Source organism: Inquilinus sp. YAF38, assembly GCF_052113205.1.
Taxonomy (GTDB): Bacteria; Pseudomonadota; Alphaproteobacteria; order DSM-16000; family Inquilinaceae; genus Inquilinus.
The window spans coordinates 159,573-167,910 of record NZ_JBFRCU010000003.1 but is presented as its reverse complement, the minus strand read 5'-3'; the positions used below and the strand labels follow the sequence as shown (position 1 = coordinate 167,910).

At 66.9% G+C, this 8,338-nt stretch carries 11 protein-coding genes; 6 read left to right on the top strand and 5 right to left on the bottom strand.

Annotated features, from left to right (window positions below; translation table 11 throughout):
* Positions 1-396, bottom strand: a 396-nt coding sequence (locus AB4Z01_RS02520; RefSeq protein ID WP_441690260.1) for an acetoacetate decarboxylase, incomplete at its 3' end; no start/stop codon positions are given.
* 244 nt (positions 397-640) lie between these two features.
* Between AB4Z01_RS02520 and AB4Z01_RS02515 the strand changes: the two genes are divergently transcribed.
* Complete coding sequence (locus tag AB4Z01_RS02515; protein WP_441690257.1) at positions 641-808, top strand: YdcH family protein; 168 nt, start codon at positions 641-643, stop codon at positions 806-808.
* Positions 809-889: 81 nt separating this feature from the next.
* On the opposite strand, the gene AB4Z01_RS02510 is transcribed toward AB4Z01_RS02515, so the two are convergent.
* Complete coding sequence (locus AB4Z01_RS02510) at positions 890-1,483, bottom strand: DUF1013 domain-containing protein (protein ID WP_429224499.1); 594 nt, start codon at positions 1,481-1,483, stop codon at positions 890-892.
* 147 nt (positions 1,484-1,630) lie between these two features.
* Positions 1,631-2,629, bottom strand: coding sequence for an NAD(P)H-quinone oxidoreductase (locus AB4Z01_RS02505; RefSeq protein ID WP_441690253.1), 999 nt, complete (start codon positions 2,627-2,629; stop codon positions 1,631-1,633).
* Between the two features lie 193 nt (positions 2,630-2,822).
* On the opposite strand from AB4Z01_RS02505, the gene AB4Z01_RS02500 reads away from it, so the two are divergent.
* The 4 genes from AB4Z01_RS02500 to AB4Z01_RS02485 are packed head-to-tail and all read left to right on the top strand — an operon-like array spanning position 2,823 to position 4,360.
* Entirely contained in the window at positions 2,823-3,005 is a 183-nt protein-coding gene (locus tag AB4Z01_RS02500) for a DUF1192 domain-containing protein (protein WP_429224497.1), read from the top strand.
* Between the two features lie 45 nt (positions 3,006-3,050).
* Positions 3,051-3,833: a 3-hydroxybutyrate dehydrogenase gene (locus AB4Z01_RS02495; protein WP_441690250.1), complete on the top strand. Its 783-nt coding sequence runs from the start codon at positions 3,051-3,053 to the stop codon at positions 3,831-3,833.
* Positions 3,834-3,865: 32 nt separating this feature from the next.
* Positions 3,866-4,105 (top strand): hypothetical protein, encoded by a 240-nt coding sequence (locus tag AB4Z01_RS02490; RefSeq protein ID WP_441690248.1) that lies wholly within the window; start codon positions 3,866-3,868, stop codon positions 4,103-4,105.
* A gap of 48 nt (positions 4,106-4,153) precedes the next feature.
* Positions 4,154-4,360 (top strand): hypothetical protein, encoded by a 207-nt coding sequence (locus AB4Z01_RS02485; RefSeq protein ID WP_441690245.1) that lies wholly within the window; start codon positions 4,154-4,156, stop codon positions 4,358-4,360.
* An 82-nt stretch (positions 4,361-4,442) separates the two neighbouring features.
* Here the strand turns inward: AB4Z01_RS02485 and AB4Z01_RS02480 are convergent, their stop codons facing one another.
* Positions 4,443-5,675 (bottom strand): Gfo/Idh/MocA family protein, encoded by a 1,233-nt coding sequence (locus AB4Z01_RS02480; RefSeq protein ID WP_441690242.1) that lies wholly within the window; start codon positions 5,673-5,675, stop codon positions 4,443-4,445.
* Positions 5,676-5,684: 9 nt separating this feature from the next.
* Positions 5,685-6,644 (bottom strand): PDR/VanB family oxidoreductase, encoded by a 960-nt coding sequence (locus AB4Z01_RS02475; protein WP_441690240.1) that lies wholly within the window; start codon positions 6,642-6,644, stop codon positions 5,685-5,687.
* A 116-nt stretch (positions 6,645-6,760) separates the two neighbouring features.
* On the opposite strand from AB4Z01_RS02475, the gene AB4Z01_RS02470 reads away from it, so the two are divergent.
* Entirely contained in the window at positions 6,761-8,116 is a 1,356-nt protein-coding gene (locus AB4Z01_RS02470) for a Rieske 2Fe-2S domain-containing protein (protein ID WP_441690237.1), read from the top strand.
* Positions 8,117-8,338: the final 222 nt, after the last annotated feature.

Genomic DNA, 8,338 nt, shown 5'->3' with positions numbered 1-8,338 from the left:
GCCGACCAGGGTGTCGGTCTCCACCGCCAGCGTCGGCTGGGCCAGCTTCTTCGGGAAGCCCCACAGCTCGCGCCCACCGGCGATCGGCGGGTGGTCGTTCAGGAACATCTGGTGGGTGTAGCCGCCGACCTGGCCCTGGTAGCGCACCGGGATCACCTGGCCGCTCTCGGTGTAGTCGCCGAAGCCGGTCGAATCCGGCATCCGGATGAACTCGTAATTCACCACCGGCTCGACGATCTCCAGCGGCTCCGGCACCACCCGGCGCAGCGCCTCCGGGTCGGTGCGGTAGCGGATGATGAAGTACTGGCGGTCGACGAAGCGGTACGGGCCCGGCGGAAAGGCCGGGCTGGTCAGCGGCATGGCGAAGGCGGTCTCCCGCACGGTTTTGGCATCCATCTCGCTGACTCCTCGCTGTTGTGCGCTGCACAAGACTAGCCGAGCGAAGCGGTGGAAGGAGTCGGAAACCGTCGCGTTAAGGAAATTTCACATCGATGGCACAGCCGATCGGTGGGGGCGACCGATTGTCCCGCTTCCGTAACAGGAATAGATGCCACGTTGACTTGCAACCGCCATCGGGGCGTAACATATGGGAAAGAGGAGGGGCTGAACCACTGTCCAGCTTTCAACAGAGGAGCGAGAGATGGCTGTCGCAGAGCGTATTGAAGCGCTTCGGACCAAGCACGCCGCCCTGGATCGCACATTGGAAGATGCGGTCCACCGCCCCCTACCCGACGAGATCGAGATCGTACGGCTGAAAAAGGAAAAGCTGAGACTGAAGGATGAGATGGCGCGATTGGATCACGCCTGACGGAGAGATCACGGATCTCAAAATTCAAAGGGCGGTGCCGGGGGGCGCCGCCCTTGTCGTTTGTGGAGGCCGAGCCGCGCCTCAGTCCTCCCGGGTGTCCTCGGAATCCTCATCGAAGCTGACGGTCGGGGTCGGAATCGCGCCCGGCGGCAGGTTGGCGCGGGCCTTGGTCAGGGCCGCATCCAGCTCCAGATAGGAGCAAAGACCCACCATCACCGGGCTGCGCGGCTTCAGGTTCGGCGAATTCCAATGGCTCTTGTCGCGGATCGCCTGGATGGTCGGCTTGGTGGTGCCGATCAGCTTGCAGATCTGCGCGTCCGACAGCTCCGGATGCTCCTTCAGCAGATAGGCGATGGCGTCCGGCTTGTCGCCGCGCTTGGTCACCGGCGTGTAGCGCGGGCCCTTGGAGCGGGCGACCGGCTGCGGCATGTCCGAGATGGCCATGCGCAGCCGGGCGTTCGGGTCGGCCTGGCAGCGGTCGATCTCGGCCTGGGTCAGCTGGCCGTTGACGATCGGGTCCAGCCCGACCATGCCGATCGCGACCTCACCGTCGGCGATGGCCCGGATCTCCAGCTCATGCAGGCCGCAGAAGGCGGCGATCTGGTCGAAGCTCAGCGACGTGTTCTCGACGAGCCAGACGGCGGTCGCCTTCGGCATCAGGGGCTGTTTGTTCATTGTTCGCGTACTCCTCTGCGCAAAGCGATCCCGCCGCGACCGGCCGGGGCGGCCGACCTGTCCTCTCGCACTCGTATTTAAGGGAGGGGAGCGGGGTCGGCGCGGCGCCGCCCACTGTGCTCGACCTAGGGATGTCGCACGCCCGAGTCAAGCGAGGAGTATGATTTTCCCGACATGCGCGCTCGATTCCATCAGCGCATGCGCCTCCGCCGCCTGCGCCAGCGGGAAGGTGGCATGGATCACCGGCCTGACCCGCCCGGCCTCGATCAGCGGCCAGACCTCGGCCTGCAGCGCCGCGGCGATGGCGCCTTTCTCGGCGACGCTGCGCGGCCGCAGGGTCGACCCGGTCAGGGTCAGCCGCTTGGCCATCACCTTCTGCAGGTCGATCTCGACCTTCGAGCCCTTGAGGAAGGCGATGCTGACGTGCCGGCCGTCGACCGCCAGCGCATCGATGTTGCGGGCGACATAGTCGCCGCCGACCATGTCGAGGATCAGGTCGACGCCGCGGCCGCCGGTCTTCTCCCTGACCACGGCCAGGAAGTCCTGCTCGCGGTAGTCGATCGCGACATCGGCGCCCAGGTCGCGGCAGGCCTGGGCCTTCCCGGCGCTGCCGGCGGTGGCGAAGACGATGGCGCCCCAGGCCTTGGCCAGCTGGATCGCGGTGGTGCCGATGCCGCTCGACCCGCCATGCACCAGGAAACGCTCGCCGGTCTGCAGCCGGCCGCGCTCGAACACATTGGTCCACACGGTGAACAGGGTCTCGGGCAGGCCCGCCGCCTCGGCCGCGGACAGGCCCTTGGGGATCGGCAGGCATTGCGGCGCCGGGGCGACGCAGAATTCGGCATAGCCGCCGCCGGAGACCAGGCCGCAGACCGGGTCGCCGACCGACCAGCCGGCCACGTCCGGGCCGATGGCGGCGACGGTGCCTGCGACCTCCAGCCCCGGCAGCGGGCTGGCACCCGGCGGCGGGTTGTACAGGCCGCGGCGCTGCAGCACGTCGGGCCGGTTCACCCCCGCGGCTTCGACTCTGATCAGGATCTCGCCGGCCCCGGGCGACGGCACCGGCAGGGTCGCCGGCTTCAGCACCTCGGGCCCGCCGGGGGCCTCGATCACGATCGCGGTCATGGTCTCGGGAAGGCTCGTCATCGGCTCTCGCCCTGTCTTTCGGAAAGGGCCGGATCATGGCCGAAATGTCATGCGGCCGTCATCCGGGCGTCGGATGGGGCGGCCTAAGGTCGCCCGTCGACAGTGCAGGCGCTCCGGCACGCTTGCGCTCCGGGCTTGCCGATCCTCGCGCCGCCCGCGAGGATTGTCCATCCGCTGCCGAAGGAGATGGCCGATGGACCCCGAAGATCTCGAACCGCGCCAGCGCAAGGCGCCCCCGAAGCCGTTGGACGGGCTTTCGGTCGCCGAGCTCGAGGCGTATGTCGCCGAGCTGGAGGCCGAGATCGCCCGCGCCCGCGGCGTGATCGCCGGCAAGCAGAGCCATAAATCGGTCGCGGACGCGCTGTTCAAGCGCTGAGGCGCCCTCGAAGACCCCACTCCCGTCATCTCAAGGAACGGACCTATGTTGAAGGGCAAGGTTGCGATCGTCACCGGATCGACCAGCGGCATCGGGCTCGGCATCGCCCGGGTGCTGACCGGCCAGGGTGCCGACATCGTGTTGAACGGCTTCGGCGACGCCGGCGAAATCGAGGCGATTCGCAGCGGTATCGAGCGCGAGCACGGGGTGCGCGCGGTCTATGACGGCGCCGACATGTCGAAGGGCGACGCGGTGCGCGGCCTGGTGGCGGCCACGGTCGAGAAGCTCGGCCGGGTCGACATCCTGGTGAACAATGCCGGCATCCAGTTCACCGCGCCGGTGGAGGAATTCCCGGCCGAGAAGTGGGATGCGATCCTGGCGATCAACCTGTCGGCGGCGTTCCACGGCATCGCCGCGGCGGTGCCGCATATGAAGAGCCAAGGTTGGGGCCGGATCGTCAACATCGCCTCCGCCCACGGCCTGGTCGCCTCGGCCCACAAGGCCGCCTATGTCGCGGCCAAGCACGGGCTGATCGGGCTGACCAAGGTGGTGGGGCTGGAGACGGCCGGCACCGGCGTCACCTGCAACGCGGTGTGTCCGGGCTGGGTCCGCACCCCGCTGGTGGAGAAGCAGATCAGCGCGATCGCGGCCGAGAAGGGCATCAGCCAGGACGAAGCGGCGCGGCAGCTGCTGGGCGAGAAGCAGCCCTCGATGACCTTCGTGACGCCGGAGCAGCTGGGCGGCACGGTCGCCTTCCTGTGCTCGGACGCGGCCGAGCAGATCACCGGCACCAGCGTGTCGGTCGATGGCGGCTGGACGGCGCAATAGAAGTCGTCAGGATACCAGATCCGAACTTGCCGATGCGTCGTCGCGCCGGCGTCTCGATTGCCAAATCATTCGGACGCAAAGGAAACCATATCCCGGCATTCGCCGGCACCGTCGCCGACGGTGGAGCGGGGATCGGAGAAGCCGTCGCGAAGCAGTTCGCCGAAGCCGCGAAACGTTCGAGATCGCGGCTGAAGCCGATCCTCCCCGCCATCCGCAAAAGGTATCGCAGCCAGAGTCTTCCCGCCTTGGTCCGGGAGCGGGCCGCGGTCTAATCGTATGCGAGACTTGCCGTCGTGGCCGGGCTCATTGAGGAGACATCCATGCCGCTCATCCGCATCGAGGCAGCCGAGGACGCACGGACGGGGCGCTTCTCGATCGAGATCTACTACCCCGCGGATGCCGACCGCCCTCTGGTCACCACGGCCCCGCGCTATATGAGCGCTGCCGCGGCCGAACAGGACACGATCGCCATCCTCTCGGCCGCGGCGAACAACCCGCCGCCTGAAGGGCCGGCCGATCACAGCTGAACGGCGAGTCGCGGCTTTGCCACGCGCACGGTCTCCGCACGCTGCCGAAGGGCCGACATGGAAGCCCGGTTCCGAGAGAGGGTCAGCCTGCCGCGATCTGGTGCTCGAGCACGATCTCGCGGCCCGAGGCCGCCGATTCGAGAATGGCGAGACAGACCTCGAGCGTCGCCATGCCCCACTCCCCGGAATGCAGGGGAGCTATATTCTGTTTCACGGCGGCATATAGCTCATCGACCACCTCGGCACGGGGCACATCGGGGACGGCCAGCGGCTCCAGCCAGCATCGGTCGTCGGCATAGATCATGACCCCATCCGCCATCGGCCGAAGATCGGCTCTCTCGCACGAGACGACGATGTGGCCGAAATGGTTGTGCCCCGCCGCGGCGGCAGGCGCCGAGATCGCGCCTTCCGCCGCGGCGGCAGGCGCCGAGATCGCGCCTTTCGCAGCGCCATAGGCGCGGGCGTTCTTCAGCGCCGCCTCCCCTTCCGGCGTCGAGACCCGGGCAAGCCCGCGGCGGGCGGCGCCGTAGCCGTCCGGATCCCGCCTCTGGCCGAGCTCCCCGATCCAGCCGAGATGCTCGTCGGTGTCGTATCGGCCATAGCCGCTGTAGGTCAGCGTCGCGCTGGCATCTCCGGAGAAGTTCAGGAATGCCTGATAGGCGCCTTCGGTCGGACGGGCAGGATCGAAGCGCCCGGTGACAGCTCGGACGCTCGACACGACCCCGCCGGCAAGCAGCCGAACGACGTCGACCTGATGGGCGGCCTGGCTGAACACGACTCCGCCGCCCTGTGAGGTGTCGAGCTCCTCCGGGCGGCGCGGCCGGTACAGAAAGTCGGTGTAGGTCGTCGCCACGATCATGCGGGGGCGGCCGAAGCGGCCGGTGCGGATCAGCTCCGCCGACTTCAGATAGGGCGCGTCGTAGGAGTGGCTGTGACCGACCAGGAGATGGACGCCGGCCGCCCGCGCCGCCGCGATCATCGCCCGGCAGTCCGCGATGGAAAGCGCCATCGGCTTCTCGACCAGGATGTGCTTGCGGTGTCCCACGGCCAGCCTGACATGCTCGAGATGCAGCTGGTGCGGAGAGGCGATGTAGATCGCCTCGACCGCGCCGTCGGCGCAGAGCGCCTCGACACTGTCATAGACCCGCGCCGCCAGCTCCGGTGTCGAGAAGTCCGCTTCGAATTGCCGGCGAGCCTCGCTGCGCGGGTCGGCGGCAGCGACGAGCCGGACCAGGGGATGATGCGCGAAGGTCGGCAGCATCAGCATGAAGGCTCGGCCAAGCCCGACGACGCCCAGCCGCAAGGGCTCGCTCATGGGACGCTCCTAAAGGTCGAGGACGAGGTCGGGAGATCTGGCCCGCGAGACGCAGATCATGATGTTCCGCGGGCGCTCGTGCTCGGCCAAAGCGAGGTCGCGATGGTCCGGTTCGCCTGAGACCAGGCGGGTCCTGCAGGTTCCGCATGTGCCGCTCTCGCAGGAGCTCGGCAGGACCTTTCCCGCTTCCCGCAGAACTTCGAGGATCGTCTTGTCGACCGGCACCTCATAGCTCTCGCCGCTCCTCGCCAAGCGTATGGTGAAAGGGGTGTTGTCCTCCGGGCGAGCTTTGGCGGCGCCGAAATCCTCGAAATGCACGGCCGCGGACGACCAGTGCCCGGTCATGTCCCGGACCGCCTCCATCAATCCGCGCGGCCCGCAGCAGTACAGATGCGCGCCTTTCGGATCTTCGAGCACAGGCCAAAGATCATAAGCCTTGTCCGGATCGCCGCCGTCGTGATGGACCACCACCTTCCCCCGGAACTCCGAGCTCAGGAACTCCTCGCGGAAAGCCATCATCCCGGGCGTGCGGGTGAAGTAGTAGAGCCTGAACGGCGCCGCCCGCGTCGCCTGCAGGTGCTTGATCATGGCCCGGATCGGGGTGATGCCGATGCCGCCGGCGATGAAGATGTAGCTCGACGGGCCGGCCTTGAGCTCGAAGTCGTTCCGCGGCGGGGCGATCGTGATCAGGTCGCCCACTCCCGTCCGGTCGATCAGGCTGACCGACCCTCCCCGGCCGCCATGCTCCTTCTTGACCGCGATGACATACCGATCGGTCTCATCCGGGCTGTTGCAGAGCGAGTACTTCCGCAACTCGCCGTTCGGAACCGCGACTCCGATATGCGCGCCTGGCGTGAACGGCGGTAACGGACGGCTCTCGGCCGAGCGGAGCTCGAACAGGCAGATGTCGTCCGCCACAAGACGTTTCTCGGTGATCTCGACCTGAACGGCCCCTGCTTCTTCGGCCATCGCCACCCTCCGTCCCTTCCTCTCGACAACCGCTACCGACCAGATTACCTTATCACTTAGATATCTAATCGATTGGCGTTTGACCAGCCCCAGCTACCGCAAAGGAGGAAAACGACATGCTGACTCGCGACGAGAACGAGCTGCTCTGCCGCGTCGAAGGTGACGCTCCGACGGGGCGACTGATGCGCCGCCACTGGGTGCCGGCGCTTCTGTCGGAACAGCTGATCGAGAGCGATGGCGCGCCGGTGAGGGCCCGCCTGTTCGGCGAAGACCTCGTCGCCTTCCGGGACACCGACGGCCGCATCGGCGTCCTCGGCGAATATTGCCCGCACCGCAAGGCGTCGCTGTTTTTCGGACGAAACGAGGATTGTGGGCTGCGCTGCCTCTATCACGGCTGGAAATTCGACGTGGACGGCAAGGTCCTGGAGATGGTCTCCGAGCCGCCGGAAAGCGGGTTCGCCGAGAAGGTGCAGCACAAGGCGTACCCGACCCGGGAGGCCGGCGGGTTCATCTGGGTCTATATGGGCCCGAAAGACCGGATGCCGGAATTCGAGCCGCCGCCCTGGGCTCCCACCCCGGAGACGAAGATCTCGATCGTGAAGATCGACCTGCCGTGCAATTGGGCCCAGATCATGGAAGGGCAGATCGACTCCGCCCATTCTTCGAGCCTGCATTCCTCCGACATGAAGCCGGCACGGGTGACCACCGCCGGCGCGACGGCGACGCATTGGACCCGTCCTTCGACCGACAAGAATCCGCGTATCCAGGTGCAGCTCACCAATTACGGCTTCCGCTATGCCGCAATCCGCCGGCCGATCGCCAATGCCCAGACCCACGATTACGTCCGAATGACCGTCTTCGTTGCCCCTTTCACGKCCCTGATCCCGCCGAACGCCTCATACAATGTCGCGAGCGTGATCGTGCCCAAGGACGACGTGTCCAGCTATTTCCACTTCATCGCCTGGGACAATTCCGACTGCATCGACCAGGAGGCCTGGCGGAAGTTCTGCGGCGCGCAGGTCGGACTCGATCTGGACGAGACCTACAAACCGGTGTTGCGGACCAGGGCGAACAGCTATCTCCAGGATCGGAAGGCGATGAAGCTGGGGAACTTCACCGGCGTGCCAGGCATCCCCAACCAGGACATCATGATGTGGGAATCGATGGGCCCCATCGCCGACCGCACCAGCGAGCGCCTGGGGGCCAGCGACATCGCCATCGTCCAGTTCCGCCGCGTCATGATCGACGCCGCGCGCAAGCACGCCGCAGGCGGCGAAGCGATCGGTCTGATGTCGCCCCACGTCCCGCAGGCCAAGCTGCGCTCCTATCAGGGAATCGTGGCGAAGAGCGAGGATTGGCGGAAGCTGGGCGCCTCGAACGAGGAACTCGCGCTGCTCGAGGGACTGGAGCAGGACGACGCACCGCATGTTCGAGAACGTGACCGCCAAGAAGTTGAAGCAATTCATCGCTGACTTGGCGAGCTGGATCAACGCCTCCGACAGGGTGCCGCCGGAGAGCAAGGCTGACTGGGGCAGTGCCCCGCAAGCCAGCGGACACCTCCGTGCTCGACGCCGTCCGCCCCCTCGACGTTTGCGGGGCACCCATGCTCGCGGTCAACCTCGGGCACTGGCTCAGCAACAAGAATCGAAACTGATCAGCCGTTTCGGGACCGGCCCGGCGCCGAGCACCAATGC

Coding starts and splice junctions, on each gene's coding strand:
- AB4Z01_RS02500 (WP_429224497.1), top strand. CDS start 2,823: ATGGACCCCGAAGATCTCGAACCGCGCCAGCGCAAGGCGCCCCCGAAG.
- AB4Z01_RS02490 (WP_441690248.1), top strand. CDS start 3,866: ATGCGTCGTCGCGCCGGCGTCTCGATTGCCAAATCATTCGGACGCAAA.
- AB4Z01_RS02510 (WP_429224499.1), bottom strand. CDS start 1,483: ATGAACAAACAGCCCCTGATGCCGAAGGCGACCGCCGTCTGGCTCGTC.
- AB4Z01_RS02505 (WP_441690253.1), bottom strand. CDS start 2,629: ATGACGAGCCTTCCCGAGACCATGACCGCGATCGTGATCGAGGCCCCC.
- AB4Z01_RS02495 (WP_441690250.1), top strand. CDS start 3,051: ATGTTGAAGGGCAAGGTTGCGATCGTCACCGGATCGACCAGCGGCATC.
- AB4Z01_RS02480 (WP_441690242.1), bottom strand. CDS start 5,675: ATGAGCGAGCCCTTGCGGCTGGGCGTCGTCGGGCTTGGCCGAGCCTTC.
- AB4Z01_RS02515 (WP_441690257.1), top strand. CDS start 641: ATGGCTGTCGCAGAGCGTATTGAAGCGCTTCGGACCAAGCACGCCGCC.
- AB4Z01_RS02475 (WP_441690240.1), bottom strand. CDS start 6,644: ATGGCCGAAGAAGCAGGGGCCGTTCAGGTCGAGATCACCGAGAAACGT.
- AB4Z01_RS02485 (WP_441690245.1), top strand. CDS start 4,154: ATGCCGCTCATCCGCATCGAGGCAGCCGAGGACGCACGGACGGGGCGC.